At 72.5% G+C, this 23,093-nt stretch carries 18 protein-coding genes; 12 read left to right on the forward strand and 6 right to left on the reverse strand.

What is annotated here, in order from left to right; genetic code table 11:
• Window positions 1–198: 198 nt before the first annotated feature.
• Window positions 199–1,533, reverse strand: a complete 1,335-nt coding sequence (gabT, locus tag IF00_RS0127005) for a 4-aminobutyrate--2-oxoglutarate transaminase (RefSeq protein WP_030322389.1) — start codon at window positions 1,531–1,533, stop codon at window positions 199–201.
• 517 nt (window positions 1,534–2,050) lie between these two features.
• Here gabT and IF00_RS0127010 point away from each other — a divergent pair.
• Both IF00_RS0127010 and IF00_RS0127015 read left to right on the forward strand, forming a co-directional pair.
• Complete coding sequence (locus IF00_RS0127010) at window positions 2,051–4,222, forward strand: type IV secretory system conjugative DNA transfer family protein (RefSeq protein ID WP_063740695.1); 2,172 nt, start codon at window positions 2,051–2,053, stop codon at window positions 4,220–4,222.
• A 151-nt stretch (window positions 4,223–4,373) separates the two neighbouring features.
• Window positions 4,374–5,930, forward strand: a complete 1,557-nt coding sequence (locus IF00_RS0127015; protein WP_030322393.1) for a PucR family transcriptional regulator — start codon at window positions 4,374–4,376, stop codon at window positions 5,928–5,930.
• A 120-nt stretch (window positions 5,931–6,050) separates the two neighbouring features.
• Here IF00_RS0127015 and IF00_RS0127020 read toward each other — a convergent pair whose 3' ends face one another.
• The gene (locus IF00_RS0127020; protein WP_030322395.1) at window positions 6,051–6,248 is read right to left on the reverse strand and encodes a hypothetical protein; all 198 of its coding nucleotides are present in this window, start codon (window positions 6,246–6,248) and stop codon (window positions 6,051–6,053) included.
• Between the two features lie 165 nt (window positions 6,249–6,413).
• Here IF00_RS0127020 and IF00_RS0127025 point away from each other — a divergent pair, with 165 nt between their 5' ends.
• From IF00_RS0127025 to IF00_RS0127070, 10 genes are all read left to right on the forward strand, one after another.
• Window positions 6,414–7,478, forward strand: coding sequence for an EamA family transporter (locus tag IF00_RS0127025; RefSeq protein ID WP_245234651.1), 1,065 nt, complete (start codon window positions 6,414–6,416; stop codon window positions 7,476–7,478).
• Between the two features lie 303 nt (window positions 7,479–7,781).
• The gene (locus tag IF00_RS0127030) at window positions 7,782–9,227 is read left to right on the forward strand and encodes an aldehyde dehydrogenase family protein (RefSeq protein ID WP_030322398.1); all 1,446 of its coding nucleotides are present in this window, start codon (window positions 7,782–7,784) and stop codon (window positions 9,225–9,227) included.
• 183 nt (window positions 9,228–9,410) lie between these two features.
• Entirely contained in the window at window positions 9,411–11,333 is a 1,923-nt protein-coding gene (locus tag IF00_RS0127035) for an acyl-CoA dehydrogenase family protein (protein WP_030322400.1), read from the forward strand.
• Between the two features lie 240 nt (window positions 11,334–11,573).
• Window positions 11,574–12,824 (forward strand): 3-phosphoshikimate 1-carboxyvinyltransferase, encoded by a 1,251-nt coding sequence (gene aroA / locus IF00_RS0127040; RefSeq protein WP_030322401.1) that lies wholly within the window; start codon window positions 11,574–11,576, stop codon window positions 12,822–12,824.
• A 34-nt stretch (window positions 12,825–12,858) separates the two neighbouring features.
• A complete protein-coding gene (dxr, locus tag IF00_RS0127045; protein WP_030322403.1) occupies window positions 12,859–14,109 on the forward strand; it encodes a 1-deoxy-D-xylulose-5-phosphate reductoisomerase in 1,251 nt (416 codons plus the stop codon).
• The gene (locus IF00_RS0127050; protein WP_030322405.1) at window positions 14,106–15,413 is read left to right on the forward strand and encodes a M50 family metallopeptidase; all 1,308 of its coding nucleotides are present in this window, start codon (window positions 14,106–14,108) and stop codon (window positions 15,411–15,413) included. Before dxr ends, IF00_RS0127050 begins: the two co-directional genes overlap by 4 nt.
• Before the next feature lie 103 nt (window positions 15,414–15,516).
• Window positions 15,517–16,674, forward strand: coding sequence for a flavodoxin-dependent (E)-4-hydroxy-3-methylbut-2-enyl-diphosphate synthase (ispG, locus tag IF00_RS0127055; protein WP_030322406.1), 1,158 nt, complete (start codon window positions 15,517–15,519; stop codon window positions 16,672–16,674).
• Between the two features lie 169 nt (window positions 16,675–16,843).
• A complete protein-coding gene (locus tag IF00_RS0127060) occupies window positions 16,844–17,689 on the forward strand; it encodes a GNAT family N-acetyltransferase (RefSeq protein WP_030322408.1) in 846 nt (281 codons plus the stop codon).
• Between the two features lie 28 nt (window positions 17,690–17,717).
• Entirely contained in the window at window positions 17,718–18,263 is a 546-nt protein-coding gene (locus tag IF00_RS0127065) for a GNAT family N-acetyltransferase (protein WP_030322409.1), read from the forward strand.
• 69 nt (window positions 18,264–18,332) lie between these two features.
• Entirely contained in the window at window positions 18,333–20,033 is a 1,701-nt protein-coding gene (locus tag IF00_RS0127070) for a proline--tRNA ligase (RefSeq protein ID WP_030322411.1), read from the forward strand.
• Between the two features lie 61 nt (window positions 20,034–20,094).
• On the opposite strand, the gene IF00_RS0127075 is transcribed toward IF00_RS0127070, so the two are convergent.
• Genes IF00_RS0127075 through IF00_RS0127090 form a run of 4 tightly spaced genes read right to left on the reverse strand, consistent with a single transcriptional unit; the run spans window position 20,095 to window position 23,019 of the window.
• Complete coding sequence (locus IF00_RS0127075) at window positions 20,095–21,051, reverse strand: slipin family protein (protein WP_030322412.1); 957 nt, start codon at window positions 21,049–21,051, stop codon at window positions 20,095–20,097.
• Window positions 21,052–21,096: 45 nt separating this feature from the next.
• On the reverse strand, window positions 21,097–21,996 hold the full coding sequence (locus IF00_RS0127080) for an aminoglycoside phosphotransferase family protein (RefSeq protein WP_030322414.1): 900 nt from the start codon (window positions 21,994–21,996) through the stop codon (window positions 21,097–21,099).
• 31 nt (window positions 21,997–22,027) lie between these two features.
• Complete coding sequence (locus IF00_RS0127085) at window positions 22,028–22,444, reverse strand: ferritin-like domain-containing protein (protein WP_030322416.1); 417 nt, start codon at window positions 22,442–22,444, stop codon at window positions 22,028–22,030.
• A complete protein-coding gene (locus IF00_RS0127090) occupies window positions 22,441–23,019 on the reverse strand; it encodes a hypothetical protein (RefSeq protein ID WP_030322417.1) in 579 nt (192 codons plus the stop codon). Before IF00_RS0127090 ends, IF00_RS0127085 begins: the two co-directional genes overlap by 4 nt.
• Between the last annotated feature and the right edge of the window lie 74 nt (window positions 23,020–23,093).

A 23,093-nucleotide genomic window follows, 5' to 3' on the forward strand; every position in this document is an offset into this window, starting at 1 on the left:
CCGAGGTCGGATCCGAACTGCGATCCGAACTCCGATGCGAACCGCGGCCCGGATCCGACCCGAACCGCGCCCCTGACCCCGGTCCGGGCTGCGGTCCTGGCCCCGGTCCAAGCTGCGGTCCCGGCCCCCGGTCCGGACCGCGACCGAACTCCGGTCCGTGTCCGGACCTGCCACAGGTCCGCTGCCGGACCCGCTGGGTCAGATCTGGGCGAACGCGTTCTCGATGACGTCGAGGCCCTCGTTCAGCAGGTCCTCGCCCATGACCAGCGGCGGCAGGAAGCGCAGCACGTTGCCGTAGGTGCCACAGGTCAGGACCAGCACACCCTCGGCGTGGCAGGCCTTCGCCAGCGCGGCGGCGGCCTCCGCGTACGGCTCCTTGGTCTCGCGGTCCTTGACCAGCTCGATGGCGATCATGGCGCCGCGGCCACGGATGTCACCGATGGCCGGGAACTTCTCCTGCATGGCGGTGAGGCGGGCCTTCATGACCTCCTCGATGCGCCGGGCCTTGGCGTTGAGGTCGAGCTCCTTCATCGTCTCGATGGAGCCCAGCGCGGCGGCGCAGGCCACCGGGTTGCCACCGTAGGTGCCGCCCAGACCGCCGCCGTGGACGGAGTCCATGATCTCGGCGCGGCCGGTGACGGCGGCGAGCGGCAGACCGCCCGCGATGCCCTTGGCGGTGGTGATGAGGTCCGGGACGATGCCCTCGTCCTCGCACGCGAACCACTGGCCGGTACGGCAGAAGCCGGACTGGATCTCGTCGGCGACGAAGACGATGCCGTTGTCGTTGGCGAACTTCACGATCGCCGGCAGGAAGCCCTTGGCCGGCTCGATGAAGCCGCCCTCGCCGAGGACCGGCTCGATGATGATCGCGGCGACGTTGTCGGCGCCGATCTGCTTGGTGATGTTGTCGATCGCCTGGGCGGCGGCCTCGGGGCCACAGTTCTCCGGGCCGGTGGGCCAGCGGTAGCCGTAGGCCACCGGCACGCGGTAGACCTCGGGCGCGAACGGACCGAAGCCCTGCTTGTACGGCATGTTCTTCGACGTCAGCGCCATCGTGAGGTTCGTACGGCCGTGGTAGCCGTGGTCGAAGACGACGACGGCCTGGCGCTTGGTGTACGAACGGGCGATCTTGACCGCGTTCTCGACGGCCTCGGCGCCGGAGTTGAACAGCGCGGACTTCTTGGCGTGGTCGCCCGGGGTCAGCTCGGCGAGCGCCTCGCAGACCTCCACGTAACCCTCGTAGGGCGTCACCATGAAACAGGTGTGGGTGAAGTCCTGGAGCTGCGCGGAGGCGCGGCGCACGACGGCCTCGGCGGAGGCGCCGACCGAGGTCACGGCGATGCCGGAACCGAAGTCGATCAGACGGTTGCCGTCGACGTCCTCGATGATGCCGCCGCCGGCCCGCTTGGTGAAGACGGGGAGCGTGGAGCCCACGCCACCGGCGACCGTGTCGAGACGGCGGGCCTGAAGCTCCTGCGACTTCGGACCGGGGATGGCGGTGACGATGCGCCGCTCCTGCGGGACAGCGTTCATGCGGGGCTCCTGGGGGTGTTCTGGACGCACTTGCGGGTTTCCTCCGCAGGCTAGGCGCGGGGGAGGGGCGGGGGCATGCGCCGATCGGGAGTGGTGGGGGGTGTGTCGTTGTCCGGGATGGATAGGGCGGGGTGAAGGGAGGCTCCTGCGGGTGCGGGGACACACGGGCGCGGGACTCCTGCCGGTGCGCGGACACAGGCACCGGCGGAGGCTCCCGCCGGTGCGCGGGCACACGGGTGGGTGAAACCCCTCCGGGGCGTCCCCGGGCCACTAGATTGACGGTGGCACAGAGACGGCGACCTGGCTGGTCAGGGGGCAGGGGTTCATGGAGACCGACGGCACGTACGAGTCGCGCGACACCCGGGGGGGTGCGGCGGTCCCGCGTCCGGCGGGTCCACCCGTGCCGTCCGGCCCGCCGCCCCAGGGGCCACCCCCTGTGCCGTACGCGGGGCAGAGCGGGCAGGTGCAGCAGGCATCGCCCCGTGTGCCGCCACCCCCGTCTCAACCGCCTGCTCGTATGGGCATCGCCGATTGGCTCCGGATCCCGCGCCCCGCCGCCGCTGTCGGCGTCTGGCGGCTCGGGCACCGTGAGCGGCCCGAGCAGGAGCCGGACGTGGTGGCGGGTCGCCAGCTGATCACGGGAGCGGTGATCGCATACCTCTGTGGCTGGCTGTTGTGGTCGTTGCTGTGGAACGGCTACCTCGAGGGAGGATGGATCTTCGTCGACAACTGGTGGCAGTTGCCGATGCTGTGGCTCGTGCCTGCGGACTGGCGGAACCCTCAGAGTTCCGACCTGGAGCTGTACCTTGCAGCGCAGTTTCTCTGGTACGGCGTCATCCTCGGCCTGTTCTCTCTCGGCTTCGGCCGTGTGGGCAACTGGCGTGAGGTCTGGCAGCGCTACGGCGTTCCTGTATGGCCCGTGTTCGTACTCCTGCCGGGCGTCTGGCGTGAGATGCCGCGCACCGTGACCTGGTTCGCCTGGCTTTCGAACGTCTATTACGTGCTCCTGATCGCCGCCCTCGTCGCGGCCATCGGGCGGGTTGGTGTCTGGCCTCCCGTGCGGCGGCGTCTGGATGCCGGGGGTTCGGCGGCCGCCACCCCGACGCGTCCGGCCTCATCGGCCGTAGATCCCGTCGGGTGGCCGGAGCTGCGCGACGCCGGCCTGGCCGCGACCGCCGATCAGCTCGCCGAGGCCACCCGCCAGGGTGTGCTCGGGGACGTCGACTACGCCCGGATCCGCCGTGCCTGGCAGGGCGTGCGCACCCGGCCGGAGCGGCTCGCCGCCTTCACCGAGGCCGTGCGCAGCCGGGGCGCCGCCGCCTGCGGTCACCCCTCGGGTCTGCGTGACCTACCGGTTCGGACCGCCACCCACGACCTGGCCACCGAGCAGGTGCTCATCGGCACAGTCGCCGACCACCCCCGCAACCCGTACGCGCGCCGCACCACAGGCGTCGCCCTTGAACCAGGTCTTCTCGGGACCTCGCTGTTGGCCGTCGGGCCCGCCGGGGCCGGGAAGACGGTGCGCCTCGTCCGTCCCGTCGTCGAGTCACTCTGTCTGCAGGCCCTCGCCAACCGCGCCGTCGTCGTGGCCGTCACCTCCCACGGCGCGTCGGTCGGCTCCGACGGGTCCTTCGACGTGGTCGTCTCCATCGGGCGGCCCGAGTCCACCCACGACCTCGACCTGTACGGCGGGGCCGACGACCCCGACGAGGCCGCCCGGATCCTTGCCGAGGGGCTCGTCGGGGACCTGGTCCCCGACAGCCGACGGGCCGCCACCGCGCTCGCCCAGCTGATCGGGCCGTTCCTTGCCGCGTACGGCCGCTTCCCCGGCGTGCCCGAGCTGCGCGAGCTGCTCGCCGGGACGCCCGGGGCGCTCGCCGCATTGCGCGAGGCCGTCGCGGACGACCCCGCCCAGCTGCGCGAGCTCGATGCCCGGCAGCGCCAGGCGGAACGCGGTGACGAAGTCGGAGTCCTGCTCGCGGAGCGCATCGCCTTCCTCGACCGGCCCGCCTTCGCCCGCTTCTTCCGGACGGAACGCTCGGAGGGCGAGGGCCCTCAGTTCTCCCTCCGCGCCGTCGAACACCCTCTCCGTGTCCGCGTCGACCTCCCCCAGCGCGGACATGCCGAGGCCTCACGGATCGTCTCCCGGCTGCTGTTGGCCCAGTTCGCCGAGGCCGCTCTCGCCCGTCGAGACCGTTCCCTCTTCGCCTGCCTGGTCCTCGACGACGCCACGTACACCGTCACCGGCGAGTCCGTCCGTGCCCTCCAGCGGCTGCGCTCGGCCAACGCGGGCGTGCTTCTCGCCCTGCGCAGCCTGGAGGACGTCCCCGAGGCGCTGCGCGGTCCGCTGCTCGGGGCGGTCGGCTGCCGGATGGCCTTCTCCGGCATCGCGCCGTGGGACGGCGGGCGGTTTGCGGAGACATGGGGCACCGAATGGGTGCAGACCCGTGATGTCACCAACCGGCAGATCATCTCCGACGAGCCTCTCACCAAGGCCCTGCACTTCATGCGGCGTCTCGTCACCGGCAAGGCGACGACCGCCGAAGCCGTGACTGTACGGGAAGTGGAGCGGCAGCGGTGGTCGGCGTCCGATCTCGCCCACGACGTCCCCGCCGGGCACGCCGTTCTGTCCCTCACCCATGTGCGGGGCGAGCACGCGCCGCCCCTGCTCGTGGACCTGCGGGGCTGAGACGGGTCGGGGCGGACCGGGGGCGGCGTCGAGTCCCGCGGTGCGTCATCCGCGCGTCCCGAGCCGGAGCGGGCATCGGTCCGCCCTGGCACAATCGGGGGCGCCGCTCGGCTGAGCGGCGCCCCCTCGCTCAAAGGTCCGACGGTCCCCAATGCCGCCCACCCTCGCCTCCCTCGTCCAGCACTCCTCCCTGAAGCTCGTCGTCCGGGCGGGGGAGGACCGGCTGGACACCCCCGTCCGCTGGGCGCACGTCAGCGAGCTCGCCGACCCCGTTCCGTACATGGAGGGCGGCGAGCTCCTCCTCACCACCGCGCTCACGCTCGACGCGGAGGACCTGGAGGCGATGCGCCGCTACGTGCGGCGGCTGCTCGGCGCGGGGGTCGTCGGGCTCGGCTTCGCCGTCGGGGTCAACTACGACGAGATCCCGCCCGCCCTGCTCGACGCCGCCCGCGACGAGCACCTGCCCCTCCTCGAAGTGCCGCGCCGGACCCCCTTCCTCGCCATCAGCAAGGCCGTGTCCGCGGCCATCTCCGCCGACCAGTACCGCGCCGTCACCGCCGGCTTCGAGGCCCAGCGCGAGCTGACCCGCGCCGCGCTCGCCGAAGGCCCCGAGGCCGTCGTCGCCCGGCTCGCCGCCCACGTCGACGGCTGGGCCGCGCTCTACGACACCTCCGGCACCGTCGTCGCCGTGTCGCCCGACTGGGCGGCGCGCCGGGCCGCCCGCCTCACCCCCGACGTCGAGCGGCTGCGCGACCGGCCCGCGCCCGCCAGCGCCGTCGTCGGCGGTACGGACGACCGCGTCGAGCTCCAGTCGCTCGGCACCGGACGGCGCGTCCGCGGCGCCCTCGCCGTCGGCACCGGCGCACCCCTCGGGACTGCCGAGCGGTACGCGGTGCACTCGGCGATCGCCCTGCTCACCCTCACGACGGAACGCTCCCGTTCGCTCCAGGCCGCCGAACAGCGCCTCGGCGCCGCGGTCCTGAAGATGATGCTCGCCGGTCAGCCGGACCACGCGCGTGCGGTGGCCGGTGATGTGTACGGCGGGCTGCTCGACGCCCCCTTCCGGCTCCTCGTCGCCGAACCCGCCGGAGGCGACCCCACCGGCGAGCCGGCGCTGCAGGTCCTCGCCGAGGCCCTGGAGTCGGCGGCCGCACGCGCGGGCGAGGCGGTGCTCGCGGTCCCCGAGAGCGAACAGCGGCTCGTCGTCCTCGCCGGCGACGCGGGCGCGGTCGTCGCCGCCTGCGAGGGCTACGCCGAACGGGACGCCGAGGACGCGGGCCTCACCATCGGCCTCTCGGCCCCGGCCGGCCCGATCACCGCCGCCACCGCGTACAAGCAGGCGGAACAGGCCCTCTCGGTGGCGAGGCGGCGCGGCAAGGCTCTCGTCGAGCACGAGGACCTCGCGGCGGGCTCGGTCCTGCCGCTCCTCGCCGACGACGCCGTCCGCGCCTTCGCCGACGGGATGCTCCGCGCCCTCCGGGACCACGACGCGACGGGCCGCGGCGATCTCGTCGCCTCGCTGCGCGCCTGGCTCTCCCGGCACGGCCAGTGGGACGCGGCCGCGGCCGACCTGGGCGTCCACCGGCACACCCTGCGCTACCGGATGCGGCGGGTGGAGGAGATCCTCGGCCGCTCGCTCGACGACCCGGACGTACGGATGGAGCTGTGGCTGGCGCTGAAGGCGACGGGGGAGGACGGCACGGAGTAGCGATGTGGCGGAGTAGCGGAGTGGTGGAGTAGCGCGGCTGGTGGTGGTCGGTCTCCCCGCCGCGTGCCGTCCGTGGTGCGGCCCCCGCTGGGCGCCTCCGTCCCCGGTGCCGCAGGGACCCTAGTTGTCCCCGCCGCCGTCGTCCCCGCCGCCCCCGACCCTCCTGCGTCGGTTGCCGCTGCGCACCACGTTCCCGAGCGCCAGGGTCACGGCGGCGACCCCTCGCACCCAGCGGGGGCCGCCCCGAGCGGCCCACACCACGCAGACGCAGCCTCCGATCGCGAGCACCAGGACGCCGGTCAACGCGAGCACGATCATGCGAGTCCCCCTGTGTTTCGTCTCCCTCCACCGCTTCCGCGGCGGGTCCGGACATCCTGTCATTACCCGAAAACGTTCACCGCGCGCCCGCGTACAGGCCTCCGCCTGCCCGAATGCGGGCAATTCTCTTGGTCATCGGGCCTTTCAGTCCCTACTCTCCTGCTCATGACAAGCCCCGCCGTCGATCCGGCCCCCGAGGCACCCCAGGCCGCTCCCGAACCCGAGTCCCGTACCCCCGCGCGTGCGACCGCGACGACCGTGACCACCCCGACGACCGTGACCACCGCGACCGCAGGGCTCACCGCGACGCCCGTCCCCGCCGTCGCGACCGCCGCCGCGACCCGTCGGATCTCCGGGGCCGTCTGGGCCGCGCTCGGCATCGTGTACGTCGTCTGGGGCTCCACGTACCTCGGCATCCGGATCGCCGTCGAGACGATGCCGCCGTTCCTCTCCTCCGGCGTCCGCTTCGTCACCGCCGGCCTGCTCCTCGCCGGGATCATCGCCTGGCGACAGGGTCCCGCCGCCCTCAAGGTCGACCGGCGGCAGCTCGGGTCGGCCGTGCTCGTCGGTCTGCTCCTGATCCTCGGCGGCAACGCCCTCGTCGTCCTCGCCGAGACCTCCATACCCTCCGGCCTGGCCGCCCTCCTCATCTCCGTCGTCCCGGCCTGGGTCGTGATCCTGAAGGCCGCCACCGGCCGGCGGCCGAGCGCGGGCGGTCTCGCCGGAGTGCTCCTGGGGCTCGTGGGGCTCGCCGTGCTCACCCTGCCGGGGATCAGCGGTGAGGTGAAGGTCGGCGGGGTCGTCCTCGTCGTGGTCGCGACCCTGCTGTGGTCCGTCGGGTCGTTCTCCTCCGCGCGCCTCCCGATGCCCGCGAACCCCTTCACCGCCAGTGCGTACGAGATGATCGCGGGCGGTCTCGCCGGCGCGGCCCTCGGCCTGTTCCGGGGCGAGCACCACGGCCTCGACCTGGCCGAGATCTCGACCCGCTCGTGGGTCGCGCTCGGCTATCTGATCGTCTTCGGCTCGCTGATCGCCTTCACCGCGTACGCGTGGCTCCTGCAGGCCGCACCGCTCTCGCTCGTCGCCACGTACGCGTACGTGAACCCCGTCGTCGCGGTCGCCCTCGGTGCCCTCGTCCTGAACGAGGCGCTGTCGTGGCCCATCGTCCTCGGCGGCGCGATCGTCGTCGGCGGAGTCTGTCTCATCGTCTCGACGGAACGGCGCGGATGACCCGGCGGCCTCCGGTGCGCCACCTCCTGGCCGTCCTCTGCACCTCCTGATCGTCTTCCCGCGCACCTCCTGATCGTTCTCGCCTCGCAGCACCTCCTCCCGTGCGGCGCCGCCCGAACGTTCTCCCGTGTGGCGGCCCCAGAACGCTCCCGTCCCCTGAGGCGACTCCCCCTCTTCGGCCAATTCGGACAGAGGTTCCGACCCATCACTCCACACCGGACAAGCCCACGCCCGCCGCCCCGGCCCTAACGTGTCACGAGAGCAATCGCTCGCACCCCCCGATACGGAAAGGGCCGGGACGCAATGACGACCACCCACGCCTTCTGGCTCGCCGGCCGCGAGGCCACCGGCGAGGCCACCTTCGACGTCACGAACTCCTTCGACGGACGTCTGGTCGGCAAGGTCAGCGTGCCCACCGAGGCCCAGGTCGAGGAGGCCGTCGCCGCCGCGCACGCCGTCGTCGACGAGTTCGCCGCGACCCCGGCGCACGTCCGCGCCGCCGCCCTCGACCACGTGTCGAAGCGGCTCGCCGAGCGCACCGAGGAGATCGCCCTGGTGATCTCCGCCGAGAACGGCAAGCCCATCAAGTGGGCCCGCGGCGAGGTAGGCCGTGCCGTCTCCGTCTTCCGTTTCGCCGCCGAGGAGGCCCGCCGCTGGAACGCCGGCGAGGCCCAGCGCCTGGACACCGAGGCCGGTGGTGCGGGCCGCCTCGCGCTGACCCGCCGTATCCCCAAGGGTGTCGTCCTCGGCATCGCGCCGTTCAACTTCCCGCTGAACCTCAGCGCCCACAAGGTCGCCCCGGCCATCGCCGTCGGCGCCCCGATCATCCTCAAGCCGGCGCCGTCGACTCCGATCTCCTCCCTGATCCTGGGCGAGATCCTGGCCGAGACCGACCTGCCGGCCGGCTCCTGGTCGATCCTGACCGTGCCGAACGACCGCATGCCCGCCCTCGTCAAGGACGAGCGCCTTCCGGTCATCTCGTTCACCGGCTCCGACACCGTCGGCTACGCCATCCAGCAGTCGGTGCCCCACAAGCACTGCACCCTGGAGCTCGGCGGCAACGCCGCGGCCGTCGTCCTCCCCGACTGGTCCTCCGAGGAGGACCTGGACTGGGCGGCGAGCCGTATCGCCACCTTCTCCAACTACCAGGGCGGCCAGTCCTGCATCTCCGTCCAGCGCGTGATCGTCGACTCCTCCGTCCACGACCGCCTGCTGCCGAAGATCGTCGCCGCCGTCGAGGCGCAGGTCACCGGTGACCCGTCCGACGCCGCCACCGACGTCGGCCCGCTGGTCGACGAGGCCGCCGCGAAGCGCGTCGAGTCCTGGGTGGACGAGGCCGTCGCCGCCGGCGCCAAGCTCCTCGTGGGCGGCAAGCGCGAGGGCGCGACCTACGCCCCGACCGTGCTCACCGAGCTCCCGGCGGACGTCACGCTGGCCCGTGCCGAGGTCTTCGGCCCGGTCCTGACCATCGCCAGGGTCGACGGCGAGGCCGAGGCGTTCGCCGCGGTCAACGACTCCGACTTCGGCCTCCAGGCCGGTGTCTTCACCCACGACCTCCAGGCCGCCTTCCGCGCCCACCGCGCGCTGGAGGTCGGCGGCGTGATCGTCGGCGACGTCCCCTCGTACCGCGCCGACCAGATGCCGTACGGCGGCGCCAAGCGCTCCGGCGTCGGCCGCGAGGGCGTCAAGTACGCGATGGACGACTACACCTACGAGCGCGTCCTCGTCCTGACGGGCCTCGCCCTCTAGGCGTACGGCGCGCGGCGCGCGGCGTACCTCGTACGGCGCACGTCCACGAGACCGGGCGGTCCGAACCCACTGTGCGGGGGTTCGGGCCGCCTTTCGCCGTACGGCCGGGGCTCCGGCCGGTCTTCCGCCTGTCCGTACCCGCAGAAATCGGGTACGACGGACAGTGAGACCGAGGAGGTGTCCATGTCCGCCCCCACCCAGCGGCCCAAGGTCACCGCACACGAGGCCCGGCAGACCGCCGAGGCCGCACGTGAGCGGGACTGGCACAAGCCGAGCTTCGCCAGGGAACTCTTCCTCGGCCGGTTCCGGCTCGACCTCGTCCATCCCCACCCGCTCCCCGCCGACGAGGACGCCCGGCGCGGCGAGGCCTTCCTGGCCGCCCTCCGCACGTTCTGCGAGACCCGGATCGACGGCGCGCGGATCGAGCGCGAGGCCCGCATCCCCGACGAGACGCTCGCCGGCCTCAAGGAGCTCGGCGCGCTCGGGATGAAGATCGACCGGAAGTACGGCGGTCTCGGCCTCACGCAGCTGTACTACAACCGGGCCCTCGCGCTCGTGGGTTCCGCGAGCCCCGCGGTCGGCGCCCTGCTCTCCGCGCATCAGTCGATCGGCGTACCGCAGCCGCTGAAACTCTTCGGCACCCAGGAGCAGAAGGACGCCTTCCTGCCCCGGCTGGCCCGTACGGACATCTCCGCGTTTCTGCTGACCGAGCCGGACGTCGGCTCCGACCCGGCGCGGCTGGCCACCACGGCGGTACCGGACGGGGACACGTACGTCCTCGACGGCGTGAAGCTCTGGACCACCAACGGCGTCATCGCCGACCTGCTCGTCGTCATGGCCCGTGTGCCCGCCTCGGACGGGCATCGCGGCGGCATCACCGCCTTCGTCGTCGAGGCCGGCTCGCCCGGCATCACCGTCGAGCACCGCAACGCCTTCATGGGCCTGCGCGGACTCGAGAACGGCGTCACCCGCTTCCACGGCGTCCGGGTCCCCGCCGAGAACCGCATCGGCCCCGAGGGCGCCGGCCTCAAGATCGCCCTCACCACCCTCAACACCGGCCGGCTCTCGCTCCCCGCCACCTGCGCGGGCGCCGGCAAGTGGTGCCTGAAGATCGCCCGCGAATGGGCGGGCGTCCGCGAGCAGTGGGGCGGGCCGGTCGGCCGCCACGAGGCCGTCGGCACCAAGATCTCCTTCATCGCGGCCACCACCTTCGCCCTGGAGGCGGTCGTCGACCTCGCCTCCCAGATGGCCGACGAGGACCGCAACGACATCCGCATCGAGGCCGCCCTCGCAAAGCTGTACGGCTCCGAGATGGCCTGGCTCATCGCCGACGAACTCGTCCAGATCCGGGGCGGCCGCGGCTACGAGACCGCCGACTCCCTCGCCGCCCGCGGCGAACGCGCCGTCCCCGCCGAGCAGGTCCTGCGCGACCTGCGGATCAACCGGATCTTCGAGGGTTCGACCGAGATCATGCACCTGCTGATCGCCCGCGAGGCCGTCGACGCCCACCTCTCCGTCGCGGGGGACCTCATCGACCCCGGGAAGTCACTCGCCGACAAGGCGAGAGCGGGCGCGCGGGCGGGCGGCTTCTACGCCCGCTGGCTGCCGGGACTCGTGACGGGTCCGGGGCAACTGCCGAGCTCGTACGGCGAGTTCGGCGAGCTGGCGGTGCATCTCCGATACGTCGAACGAACCTCGCGCAGGCTTGCCCGCTCGACCTTCTACGCGATGTCCCGCTGGCAGGGCCGCATGGAGCTCAAGCAGGCCTTCCTGGGCCGGATCGTCGACATCGGCGCCGAACTCTTCGCGATGAGCGCGGCCTGTGTACGGGCCGAACTCCTGCGCACCACCGGCGACCACGGCCGGGAGGCCCAGCAGCTCGCGGACGCGTTCTGCCGGCAGGCCCGCCTGCGGATCGAGGAGCTGTTCGGACGGCTCCGGTCCAACACGGACGAGGTCGACGGGCGGGTCGCCGAGGGGGTCCTGGCGGGCCGGTACGAGTGGCTGGAGGAGGGGATCGTGGACCCGGGCGACGAGGGCCCGTGGATCGCGGACGCGACACCGGGCCCCTCGACGGAACCGAACGCCCACCGCCGAGTCCCCTGACCCCCGGCGCCCCGGCCCCACGTCGGGGCATCCGCCGGGACGGAACGGGTGGGCGCAACGGAACGGCGCCCACCCGCCCCCAGGACTTCGTCCAGGGGGACCCCCGAGCGGGACGATCGCCCCTGCGGCGGTGGCGAGGCACCGCCCCGCGAGGCGCGGCCCGCAGTCCCGCACGGCTCACCCCCGTCCACGGTGCGGACCGCGGCGCGACGGCCCCGTGCCGCACGGCAGGATGATCCCGTGACCGTCATCCACATCCCCGGCTCCAAGTCCGTCACCGCCCGCGCGCTCTTCCTCGCCGCCGCGGCCGAGGGCACCACCACCCTCCTCCGCCCCCTCGTCTCCGACGACACCGAGGGCTTCGCCGAGGGTCTGACCGCCCTCGGTTACGCCGTCCGCCGCGAGAGCGACGCCTGGCACATCGAGGGCCGCCCCGCCGGCCCCGGCGCGGACTCCGCCGACGTCTACTGCCGTGACGGCGCCACCACCGCCCGCTTCCTGCCCACCCTCGCCGCCGCAGGCCACGGCACCTACCGCTTCGACGCCTCCGCCCAGATGCGGCGGCGCCCCCTCGGCCCGCTCAGCACCGCCCTGCGCGAGCTCGGCGTCGACCTGCGGCACGGAGGGCAGGAGGGGCACCATCCCCTCGACGTCCACGCCCACGGCGTGAAGGGCGGCGCGCTCACCCTCGACGCCGGCCAGTCCTCCCAGTACCTGACGGCCCTCCTCATGCTGGGTCCGCTCACCGCCGAGGGTCTCGACATCACCGTCACCGACCTGGTGTCCGAGCCGTACGTCGAGATCACCCTCGCGATGATGCGCGACTTCGGAGCAGAGATCGCCGAGGAGCGAACCGAGGACGGCGGCCGTACCTACCGCGTCGCCCCCACCGGCTACCGCGCCCGTGCCTACGGCATCGAGCCCGACGCCTCCACCGCCAGCTACTTCTTCGCCGCCGCCGCTCTCGCACCCGGCCGCTCCGTCACCGTCCCCGGTCTCGGCACCGGCGCCCTCCAGGGCGACCTCGGCTTCGTCGACGTGCTGCGCCGCATGGGCGCCGACGTCGACATCACCGCCACGGGCACCACCGTCCGCTCCACCGGAACCCTGCGCGGCCTCACGGTCAACATGCGGGACATCTCCGACACCATGCCGACCCTCGCCGCCATCGCGCCCTTCGCCGACGGCCCGGTCCGCATCGAGGACGTGGCCAACACCCGGGTGAAGGAGTGCGACCGCCTCGACGCCTGTGCCGACAACCTGCGCCGCCTCGGCATCACCGTCGAGACCGGCCCCGACTGGATCGAGATCCACCCCGGAACGCCGGCCGGGCCCGTCGAGATCGCCACTCACGGCGACCACCGGATCGTCATGTCGTTCGCGGTCACCGGCCTGCGCACAGCCGGCATCACCTTCGACGACCCCGGCTGTGTGAAGAAGACGTTCCCCGACTTCCACCGGGTCTTCGACACGTTTGTCCACACCCCGTGAAGACCGCACGGCGTTTGCGGCAAGAATGGGGGGCATGAGCGACCGCCCCTCTCCTCTCGCCGACCCGCATATCGCCTTCGACGTCTCCGAAGGACGCCGGGACATCGTCGTCCTCGGCTCGACCGGGTCCATCGGCACGCAGGCCATCGACCTGGTGCTGCGCAACCCCGACCGCTTCCGGGTCACCGCCCTGGCCGCCTCGGGCGGCCGGGTCGCGCTGCTCGCCGAGCAGGCGCACCGGCTGAAGGTCGCCGCGGTCGCCGTGGCCCGCGAGGACGTGGTGGAGGAGCTCCGTACGGCCCTGAAGGCGCTGTACGGCTCCGAGCCGCTGCCCGAGCTCCTCGCCGGCCCCGACGCGGCCACCCAGCTCGCCGCCTCGCCGTGCCACACCGTCCTCAACGGCATCACCGGTTCCATCGGCCTCGCGCCGACCCTGGCCGCCCTCGAAGCCGGCCGTACCCTCGCCCTCGCCAACAAGGAGTCGCTGATCGTCGGCGGCCCCCTGGTGAAGGCGCTCGCGAAGCCCGGCCAGATCATCCCGGTCGACTCCGAGCACGCCGCCCTCTTCCAGGCGCTCGCCGCGGGCACCCGCGCCGACGTCCGCAAGCTGGTCGTCACCGCCTCGGGCGGCCCGTTCCGCGGCCGTACGCGCGCGCAGCTCGCCCACGTCACCCGCGAGGACGCGCTCGCCCACCCGACCTGGGCGATGGGCCCGGTGATCACGGTGAACAGCGCCACCCTGGTCAACAAGGGCCTGGAGGTCATCGAGGCGCACCTCCTCTACGACATCCCGTTCGACCGCATCGAGGTCGTCGTCCACCCGCAGTCGTACGTGCACTCGATGGTCGAGTTCACCGACGGCTCCACGCTCGCCCAGGCCACCCCGCCCGACATGGGCGGCCCGATCGCCATCGGCATCGGCTGGCCCGAGCGGGTCCCGGACGCGGCCCCCGCCTTCGACTGGAGCAAGGCCTCCACCTGGGAGTTCTTCCCGCTCGACACCGAGGCGTTCCCGTCGGTGGGCCTGGCCCGCCACGTCGGCGAGCTGGGCGGCACCGCCCCCGCCGTCTTCAACGCGGCCAACGAGGAGTGCGTCGAGGCGTTCCTCGACGGACGGCTGCCGTTCAACGGAATCATGGATACGGTCACAGCGGTCGTCGCGGAGCACGGCGTTCCCGCCGCGGGAACCTCCCTCACCGTGCCGGACGTCCTCGAAGCGGAGACCTGGGCGCGAGCCCGGGCCCGAGAGCTCGCAGCGAAGGCAACAGCGGAGGCCCGCGCATGACCGAAATGCTCCTGTACATCCTGGGCCTCGTGCTGTTCGCCCTCGGCCTCCTCGTCTCCATCGCCTGGCACGAGCTGGGCCACCTCTCCACGGCCAAGCTCTTCGGCATCCGCGTGCCGCAGTACATGGTCGGCTTCGGCCCGACGATCTGGTCGAAGAGGCGCGGTGAGACCGAGTACGGCATCAAGGCCATCCCCGCCGGCGGCTACATCCGCATGATCGGCATGTTCCCGCCGGGCGAGGACGGCAAGATCGAGGCCCGCTCCACCTCGCCCTGGCGCTCGATGATCGAGGACGCCCGGGAGGCCTCGTACGAGGAGCTCAAGCCCGGCGACGAGACCCGGCTCTTCTACACGCGCAAGCCGTGGAAGCGCGTGATCGTGATGTTCGCCGGACCGTTCATGAACCTGGTCCTGGCGGTCGCGCTGTTCTTCGGCTCGATGATGACGCTGGGCATCGAGGGCCAGACGACGGACGTCGCCGCCGTCCAGAAGTGCGTCATCAAGCAGAGCGAGAAGCGCGAGAAGTGCGCGGCGGGCGACCCCGTCTCCCCGGCCTTCAAGGCGGGTCTGAAGGACGGCGACAAGATCGTCGCCTTCAACGGCACGCCGGTGAGCGACTGGGACACCCTGTCCGACCGCATCCGCGACACCATCGGCCCGGCGACGGTCACCGTCGAGCGGGCCGGGCAGCGCATCGACCTGCACCCCACCCTCGTCTCCAACGAGGTGCCGAAGAAGGACGAGGACGGCAAGGTCGTCCAGCCGCTCGACTACGAACCGGCCGGATACCTCGGTTTCCAGTCCAAGACCGAGGTCGCGCCCCTCACCTTCGTCGAGACCACCGACCGCATGGGCGACCTGCTGGAGAACGGCGTCCACTCGGTGATCGCCCTCCCCGGCAAGATCCCCGGTCTGTGGGACGCCACCTTCGGCGACGGCGAGCGCGCCGACGACTCGCCGGTCGGCGTCGTCGGCGCCGCCCGCATCACCGGTGAACTGATGACCGTCGAGGCCCCGCCGACGACGATCCTCGTGATGTTCATGAACCTGCTCGTCGGGTTCAACGTGTCGCTGTTCCTGTTCAACATGCTCCCGCTGCTGCCGCTCGACGGCGGTCACATCGCGGGTGCCCTGTGGGAGTCCGTACGCCGTCACACGGCCCGGATCTTCAAGCGCCCCGACCCGGGCCCGTTCGACGTGGCGAAGCTGATGCCCGCCGCGTACGTGGTGGCCGGAGTCTTCGTCTGTTTCACGCTGCTCGTCCTCGCCGCCGACCTCGTCAACCCGGTGAAGATCACGTAGTCCACAGGGGGGCCGGACCCGGTGGTGTCCGGCCCCCCGCCCCCGGGGCGGTAACCTCGGAGACCTGAGCCCGCCGACGCACAACCTTGAGGTTGCACAAAAGATGACCGCGATTTCTCTCGGTATCCCGACCGTCCCGACCCGGCTCGCCGAGCGGCGCAAGAGCCGCCAGATCCAGGTCGGCAGCGTGGCCGTCGGCGGTGACGCACCCGTCTCCGTGCAGTCGATGACCACGACCCGCACGTCCGACATCGGCGCCACGCTGCAGCAGATCGCCGAGCTGACGGCCTCCGGCTGCCAGATCGTGCGCGTGGCCTGCCCCACCCAGGACGACGCCGACGCCCTCGCGGTCATCGCGCGGAAGTCGCAGATCCCGGTGATCGCCGACATCCACTTCCAGCCGAAGTACGTCTTCGCGGCGATCGACGCCGGCTGCGCGGCCGTCCGCGTCAACCCCGGCAACATCAAGCAGTTCGACGACAAGGTCAAGGAGATCGCCAAGGCGGCCTCCGACGCCCGCACCCCGATCCGCATCGGCGTCAACGCCGGTTCGCTCGACGCGCGGCTGCTCAAGAAGTACGGCCGGGCCACCCCCGAGGCGCTCGTCGAGTCCGCCCTCTGGGAGGCGTCCCTCTTCGAGGAGCACGGCTTCCGCGACATCAAGATCTCGGTCAAGCACAACGACCCGGTGATCATGGTCGAGGCCTACCGTCAGCTCGCCGCCCAGTGCGACTACCCGCTCCACCTCGGCGTCACCGAGGCGGGCCCGGCCTTCCAGGGCACCATCAAGTCGGCCGTCGCCTTCGGCGCGCTGCTGTCCCAGGGCATCGGCGACACCATCCGCGTCTCCCTCTCCGCGCCGCCGGCCGAGGAGATCAAGGTCGGCATGCAGATCCTGGAGTCGCTGAACCTGCGCCAGCGCCGCCTGGAGATCGTCTCCTGCCCGTCCTGCGGCCGCGCCCAGGTCGACGTCTACAAGCTCGCGGAGGAGGTCACCGCCGGCCTCGACGGCATGACCGTCCCGCTGCGCGTCGCCGTCATGGGCTGCGTCGTCAACGGCCCGGGCGAGGCCCGCGAGGCCGACCTCGGCGTCGCCTCCGGCAACGGCAAGGGCCAGATCTTCGTGAAGGGCGAGGTCATCAAGACCGTCCCCGAGTCGAAGATCGTCGAGACCCTCATCGAAGAGGCTCTGAAGATCGCCGAGCAGATGGAGAAGGACGGCGTCGCCAGCGGCGAACCGTCGGTCGCCGTCGCGGGCTGAGTGTTTCCGGCTCGTCCCGAAGGCCCGGTTCCTCCCGGATCCCCGGTCCCTCCCGAAGCCCCCTCCTCCCTCCGGGGAGGAGGGGGCTTCGTGTGCGTGGAGGGCCCCGCCACAGGCGAGAGGGGTAAAGTGCGGAGACCACGTAGAACCGTACGGTGAGGCCCCCTTCGTGCTGACACAACCCGCCACCCGGGTCCTCGAACCCGCCGACCTCGGCGCCGCACTCGCCGTTCTGGAGAGCGCCCCCGTCGAGAACGCCTTCGTGACCGCCCGCGTCCAGGTCGCCGGGCTCGATCCCTGGCGCCTCGGCGGCGAGATGTGGGGCTGGTACAGCGAGGGGCGGCTGCGGTCGCTCTGTTACTCCGGTGCCAACCTCGTGCCGCTCTGCGCGACGCCCGAGGCCGTTCGCGCCTTCGCCGACCGGGCGCGCAGGACCGGCCGCCGCTGTTCCTCCATCGTCGGGCCCGCCGAGCCCACCACCGAGCTGTGGCGGCTCCTGGAGCCCAGCTGGGGCCCCGCGCGGGACGTCCGCGCCCGTCAGCCGCTGATGGTCGCCGAGGAGCCCTCCGCGACCGTCGCGCCCGACCCGCTCGTGCGCCGCGTCCGCAAGGACGAGATGGAGGTGATCATGCCCGCGTGCGTGGCCATGTTCACCGAGGAGGTCGGCATCTCCCCGCTCGCCAACGACGGCGGACTGCTCTACCAGGCCCGGGTCGCCGAGCTCGTCGGCGCCGGCCGTTCCTTCGCCCGTATCGAGGACGGCAAGGTGATCTTCAAGGCGGAGATCGGCGCCGCCACCCGCCAGGCCTGCCAGATCCAGGGTGTCTGGGTCGCCCCCGAGCACCGCGGCAAGGGTCTCTCCGAGTCGGGCATGGCCGCCGTCCTCCAGTACGCCCTGGCGGACGTCGCACCCGTCGTCAGCCTCTACGTGAACGACTACAACACCCCGGCGAGGGCCTCGTACCGCCGGGTCGGGTTCCAGGAGACCGGTGCCTTCATGAGCGTGCTGTTCTGAGGACCCGGCCGCTTGTAGGGTGCGCCGCATGGATGACGCAGAGATCATGATCGGGCCGGTCAATCTCGCAGCCCGGGTGGACGAGGCACTCGCCGTGCAGGCGCTCGCCTTCGGCCTGGACCAGGACGAGATCGCCGTACGCCGCCACATCGTGCTGCGCCACCTGCTGAACCCCGGCGCGCGCGCCTACGGGGCCACCACCCCCGAGGGGAAGCTCGTCGGGTTCGTGTACGGGATGCCCAACGACCGCGGGCACTGGTGGTCCACCGTCGTCGAGTCGTATCTGCGCGCCACGGGCACCGTCGACTGGCTCGACGACTCCTTCGTGATCACCGAACTCCACGTCCACCCGTCCCACCAGGGGCGTGGTGTGGGCCGCGAGCTGATCACCACCATCACCGACGAGTCCGCCCAACCGCGCTCGATCCTCTCGGCGATCGACACCGACAGCCCGGCCCGCGGCCTCTACCGCTCCCTCGGCTACCAGGACCTCGCCCGCCAGGTGCACTTCCCGAGCGCGGTCCGCCCGTACGCGGTCATGGGCGCGGCCCTGCCGCTCAAGCGCCGGAACTGATTTCTCCGACCCGGGGAGGCCCGGCTAATCTCGGGGCCATCATCCTTACCCGGCAGGAGTACGAGAACCATGGCCAACGCACCGGTCCAGCGCATGTCCCAGTTGATGGCGAAGACGCTGCGCGACGACCCGGCCGACGCCGAGGTCCTCAGCCACAAGCTCCTCGTCCGCGCCGGCTACGTGCGCCGCACCGCCGCCGGCATCTGGAGCTGGCTGCCCCTCGGCAAGAAGGTCCTCTCCAACATCGAGCGCATCGTCCGCGAGGAGATGGACGCGATCGGCGCGCAGGAGGTCACCCTCCCCGCGCTGCTGCCGCGTGAGCCGTACGAGGCGACGGGCCGCTGGGACGAGTACGGCGCCGAGCTCTTCCGTCTCCAGGACCGCAAGGGCGGCGACTACCTCCTCGGCCCGACGCACGAGGAGATCTTCACGCTCCTGGTCAAGGACCAGTGCTCGTCGTACAAGGACCTGCCGGTCATCCTCTACCAGATCCAGAACAAGTTCCGTGACGAGGCCCGCCCCCGCGCCGGCATCCTGCGCGGCCGCGAGTTCCTCATGAAGGACTCGTACTCCTTCGACACGGAGGACGAGGGCCTCGCCCAGTCCTACGCCCTGCACCGCCAGGCCTACCAGCGGGTCTTCGAGCGCCTCGGCCTCGACTACCGCATCGTCGCGGCCACCGCCGGAGCCATGGGCGGCTCGAAGTCCGAGGAGTTCCTGGCCCCGGCCGAGGCCGGCGAGGACACCTTCGCCGACTGCCCGAACTGCGACTTCGCGGCGAACACCGAGGCGATCTCGTACGAGCTCAAGCCGGTCGACGGCTCGGCCGTCGCGGCCGCCGAGGAGATCCCCACCCCGGACACCCCGACGATCGAGACCCTGGCCGCCTCCCTCGGCGTCCCGGCCTCCGCCACGCTGAAGAACCTCCTCGTGAAGGTCGACGGCGAGATCGTCGCGGTGGGCGTCCCCGGCGACCGCGAGGTCGACATGGGCAAGGTCGAGGAGCACTTCGCGCCGGCGACCGTCGAGATGGTCACCGAGACCGACTTCGCCGAGCGCGCCGACCTCGTACGGGGCTACGTCGGCCCGCAGGGCCTGGAGAAGGTCACGTACATCGCCGACCCGCGCGTGGCGCCGGGCACCGCGTGGATCACCGGTGCCAACAAGGACGGCATGCACGCGAAGAACGTCGTCGCGGGCCGTGACTTCGAGGTCGAGGAGTACGTCGACGTCGTCGTCGTGCAGGAGGGCGACCCGTGCCCCACGTGCGGCACCGGCCTCAAGCTGGACCGCGCCATCGAGATCGGCCACATCTTCCAGCTGGGCCGCAAGTACGCCGATGCCCTCAAGCTCGACGTCCTCGGCCAGCACGGCAAGCCGGTCCGCGTGACCATGGGCTCGTACGGCATCGGCGTCTCGCGCGCCGTCGCCGCGCTCGCGGAGCAGACGGCCGACGAGAAGGGCCTGTGCTGGCCCGCCGAGGTCGCCCCGGCCGACGTCCACGTCGTCGCCGCGGGCAAGGCGCTCCAGACGGAGCTGGCACTGGAGGTCTCCGACAAGCTGTCCGCCGCGGGCCTCCGCGTCCTGGTCGACGACCGCGCGGGCGTCTCGCCCGGCGTCAAGTTCACCGACGCGGAGCTCATGGGCGTCCCGAAGATCCTGGTCGCGGGCCGCCGTGCGGCGGAGGGCGTCGTGGAGCTGAAGGACCGCCGCACGGGCGACCGCGAGGAACTGACGGTCGACGAGGCGCTCGCCCGCCTGACCGCCTGACGCGGGAGACGTGAGGGAGGGGCGGGGGCCCGAGGCCCCCGCCCCTCCCGTCGTGGGACGCTCAGGCGCCTTCGTCGGGCGGAGCCGGATCCACCGACGCCCCCGTCAGGTCACCCACCGGCTCCACTCCCTCGGCCGCATGGGCCGCGCCCTTCAGGTACGCGTCACTGACCGGCGGTGTCGGCGCTGTCGGCGGGGCGGGCGCTGTCGGCGGGGTGGGCGCCTCGGCGGACGCCTCGCCCACGGCGGCCGCGGACCCCATCGTCGACCGTTCCAGGAATCGCAGCAGTTCCACCGGGAACGGCAGGACCAGCGTCGAGTTCTTCTCCGCCGCCACCGCCACCACGGTCTGCAGCAGCCGCAGCTGCAGCGCCGCCGGCTGGTCGGACATGACCGCCGCCGCCTCCGCCAGCTTCTTCGAGGCCTGGAGCTCCGCGTCCGCGTTGATCACCCGCGCCCGGCGTTCCCGGTCCGCCTCCGCCTGCCGGGCCATCGAGCGCTTCATCGTCTCCGGCAGGGAGACGTCCTTGATCTCGACCCGGTCGATCTGCACGCCCCAGCCGATCGCGGGGGAGTCCAGCATCAGTTCCAGGCCCTGGTTGAGTTTCTCCCGGTTCGACAGCAGGTCGTCGAGATCGCTCTTGCCGATGATCGACCGCAGGGACGTCTGCGCCATCTGCGAGACCGCGAACTTGTAGTCCTCGACCCGGATCAGCGCCTCCGCGGCGTCGACGACCTTGAAGTAGACGACCGCGTCGACCCGCACCGTCACGTTGTCCCGCGTGATGCCCTCCTGCGCGGGCACGGGCATCGTGACGATCTGCATGTTCACCTTGTGGAGGCGGTCCACCCCCGGAACGATCATCGTGAATCCGGGCGCGCGCACGTCGTTGCGCAGCCGGCCGAAGCGGAAGACGACTCCTCGCTCGTACTGCTTCACGACCCGTGCGGCCGCCCCCGCGTACACGGCGGCCGCCGCGGCCACGCCGGCCGCCGCCACCAGCAGATCTTCGATCATCACGGCCCCCTGGATTGAGCCGAACGGTACAGAAAGGGTATTCCCCTACAGCCAGCTCGCGAACTCCAGGAGCAGCTCGGCATCCTGCCGGCGCCCCGCCGTCAGCGCCCGCGTGCCCGACTCGACCGCGCGGAACAGCGTCCAGCCGCGCAGCCGCTCCCGGTCCAGGTCCAGGGAGTCCGCCAGCTTGTTGACCCGCCGCCGGGCCGCCGAGGCACCCGAGGACGCGGCCACCAGGTCCTCGACCCGGTCCCGCACGAGCCGGGCGAGGTCGTACGCCCGCTCGCCGACCAGCGGCTCGGGGCCCACGGCCAGCCAGGGCGCCCGGTCACCGCCGAGCACCTTGCCCTGCCGGAAGTTCCCGTGCAGCAGCACCGTCTCCGAGGAGCCGTGGACGAGCTCCTCGCGCGCCGCGAGCGCCGCCGTCGTCAGCTCGGCGGTTCCTGTCCCGGCCAGGTGGGGGACCATCGCCGCCGCCTGCCGGGCGGTCCGCTCGGCCACCGTCTCGAAGCCGTGCTCCGCCGCCGGTTCGACCCACAGCTTGCGTACGGTCCCGGCCGCCTCCAGCAGTGCCTTCGCCTCCGGGAGCGAGCGGAGCGAGACCTCGGGGTGCAGCCGTTCGAGGACGAGCGCGCCCTCCGCGGCCTCGTCGAGGAGCTGGACCGCGCCCCAGCCGTTCCAGTGCGCGAGCGCGTCCCGCTCCAGGTCGGGCCGGGCGAACGAGGGTGCGATCTTGAGCGCGGCGGGGGAGCCGTCGGACCGCCGGACGAGCACGACCAGGCTGCTGCGTCCGCCGGGTGCCATCACCCGTTCGCTCTCCAGGGCGGCGCGGTCGAGTACCTGATCGGCGAGCTCGGGCAGGCTCCCGAGCCATTCGGCCGCCGCGGCGTCCCCGTACGTCTCGCCGAGCGTCCTGATCAGTCGCTGCGGCGGTTCGAAACCCATGCGTACGTTGTTCCTTCGGTCGGGGCGGGGCTCACACCCGCTCGGCGAGCCCAGGAAAGGTTACGTCGCTGCCGCGCCAGCGGACTGCGCGTACCGCCGCCTCCCGCAGCGCGGCGGCCGCCTCGCGGCGCCGAGGGCCCTCGGTGGCCCGGACGAGGTCGGAGCAGACCCCGGCCACCCGGTCCTCGATGACGGCCGCGAGCCGTACGGCGCCGGCCGGGTCCGCGACCCGGAAGGGCAGCTCGTACGCGGCCGCCGCCACCACCGGCGTACCGCCGAGGTCGCGCACGCTCCGGCGCAGCGCGTCCCGGCGTGCCCGGTGCGCCTCGTACGCGGCGGTGGCCTCGGCCCGCCGTTCCGTCCCGATCCGGCCGCCGACGACCCCGTACCCGTACACCGCCGCGTGTTCGGCGGCCAGCGCGGCCTGGGTCGCGTCGAGGGCGCTCATGCCCGGGCTCCTTCGGTCAGCAGGTAGGCGTGGGCGGCGCCGGCGGCGGCCACGGAGGCCAGCAGCCGGGCGTACTCGGGCGGGGCGGTGACCAGGGCGGCGGTGTGGGCGTCGGCGGCGGTGCGTTCGGCCGCCGCGAGCTCCTTCAGTGCCGCCCGGGGGTCGGTCGCGACGGGCACGGGGGGCGCGGTGGGCCGCGCGGAGGCGGAAGCCCCGGTGGAAGCGGAAGCGGAAGCGGTGGCGGCCGGTGGGGCCGTCGCCGGTCGCACCGTCGTACCGCCCTCGCCGAGCGCCTTGGCGTGCGCCGCCACGGAGCGTCGCAGCGGGGTGAGCCGGGGCGCGAGGGCGGGATGGGCGGTGAGCGCCGCGTCGTAACGTTCCAGCAGGGTCCTGGAGGCGGTCACGGAGCGCAGCCGCAGCGCGGCCTCGGCACGCGCCACCCGTTCGGCCTCCACCTCGGCCGGACTGGGCTTCCGGGGACCCGGGTCCCCGGAGGCGGTGCAGCCCGAGAGCGCCGCCGCGGCGGCGGCCGAGACCCCCGCCGTCAGGAGTGCGCGCCTGCCCGTCGTCGTCACGCTCTCTCCCTCAGCCGTGGTACGTCGTCGAAGATCGTCGGGATCACCGCAGGCGAGCGTACCCGCGGGCCCCG

Origin of the sequence: Streptomyces flavochromogenes (assembly GCF_000717595.1) — a bacterium.
GTDB lineage: Bacteria > Actinomycetota > Actinomycetes > Streptomycetales > Streptomycetaceae > Streptomyces > Streptomyces flavochromogenes.

Bases quoted from the DNA above. Each gene is read 5' to 3' on its own strand.
- gabT (WP_030322389.1), bottom strand. From the start codon at position 1,533: ATGAACGCTGTCCCGCAGGAGCGGCGCATCGTCACCGCCATCCCCGGT.
- IF00_RS0127010 (WP_063740695.1), top strand. From the start codon at position 2,051: ATGGGCATCGCCGATTGGCTCCGGATCCCGCGCCCCGCCGCCGCTGTC.
- IF00_RS0127015 (WP_030322393.1), top strand. From the start codon at position 4,374: ATGCCGCCCACCCTCGCCTCCCTCGTCCAGCACTCCTCCCTGAAGCTC.
- IF00_RS0127020 (WP_030322395.1), bottom strand. From the start codon at position 6,248: ATGATCGTGCTCGCGTTGACCGGCGTCCTGGTGCTCGCGATCGGAGGC.
- IF00_RS0127025 (WP_245234651.1), top strand. From the start codon at position 6,414: ATGACAAGCCCCGCCGTCGATCCGGCCCCCGAGGCACCCCAGGCCGCT.
- IF00_RS0127030 (WP_030322398.1), top strand. From the start codon at position 7,782: ATGACGACCACCCACGCCTTCTGGCTCGCCGGCCGCGAGGCCACCGGC.
- IF00_RS0127035 (WP_030322400.1), top strand. From the start codon at position 9,411: ATGTCCGCCCCCACCCAGCGGCCCAAGGTCACCGCACACGAGGCCCGG.
- dxr (WP_030322403.1), top strand. From the start codon at position 12,859: ATGAGCGACCGCCCCTCTCCTCTCGCCGACCCGCATATCGCCTTCGAC.
- IF00_RS0127050 (WP_030322405.1), top strand. From the start codon at position 14,106: ATGACCGAAATGCTCCTGTACATCCTGGGCCTCGTGCTGTTCGCCCTC.
- ispG (WP_030322406.1), top strand. From the start codon at position 15,517: ATGACCGCGATTTCTCTCGGTATCCCGACCGTCCCGACCCGGCTCGCC.
- IF00_RS0127065 (WP_030322409.1), top strand. From the start codon at position 17,718: ATGGATGACGCAGAGATCATGATCGGGCCGGTCAATCTCGCAGCCCGG.
- IF00_RS0127070 (WP_030322411.1), top strand. From the start codon at position 18,333: ATGGCCAACGCACCGGTCCAGCGCATGTCCCAGTTGATGGCGAAGACG.
- IF00_RS0127075 (WP_030322412.1), bottom strand. From the start codon at position 21,051: ATGATCGAAGATCTGCTGGTGGCGGCGGCCGGCGTGGCCGCGGCGGCC.
- IF00_RS0127080 (WP_030322414.1), bottom strand. From the start codon at position 21,996: ATGGGTTTCGAACCGCCGCAGCGACTGATCAGGACGCTCGGCGAGACG.
- IF00_RS0127085 (WP_030322416.1), bottom strand. From the start codon at position 22,444: ATGAGCGCCCTCGACGCGACCCAGGCCGCGCTGGCCGCCGAACACGCG.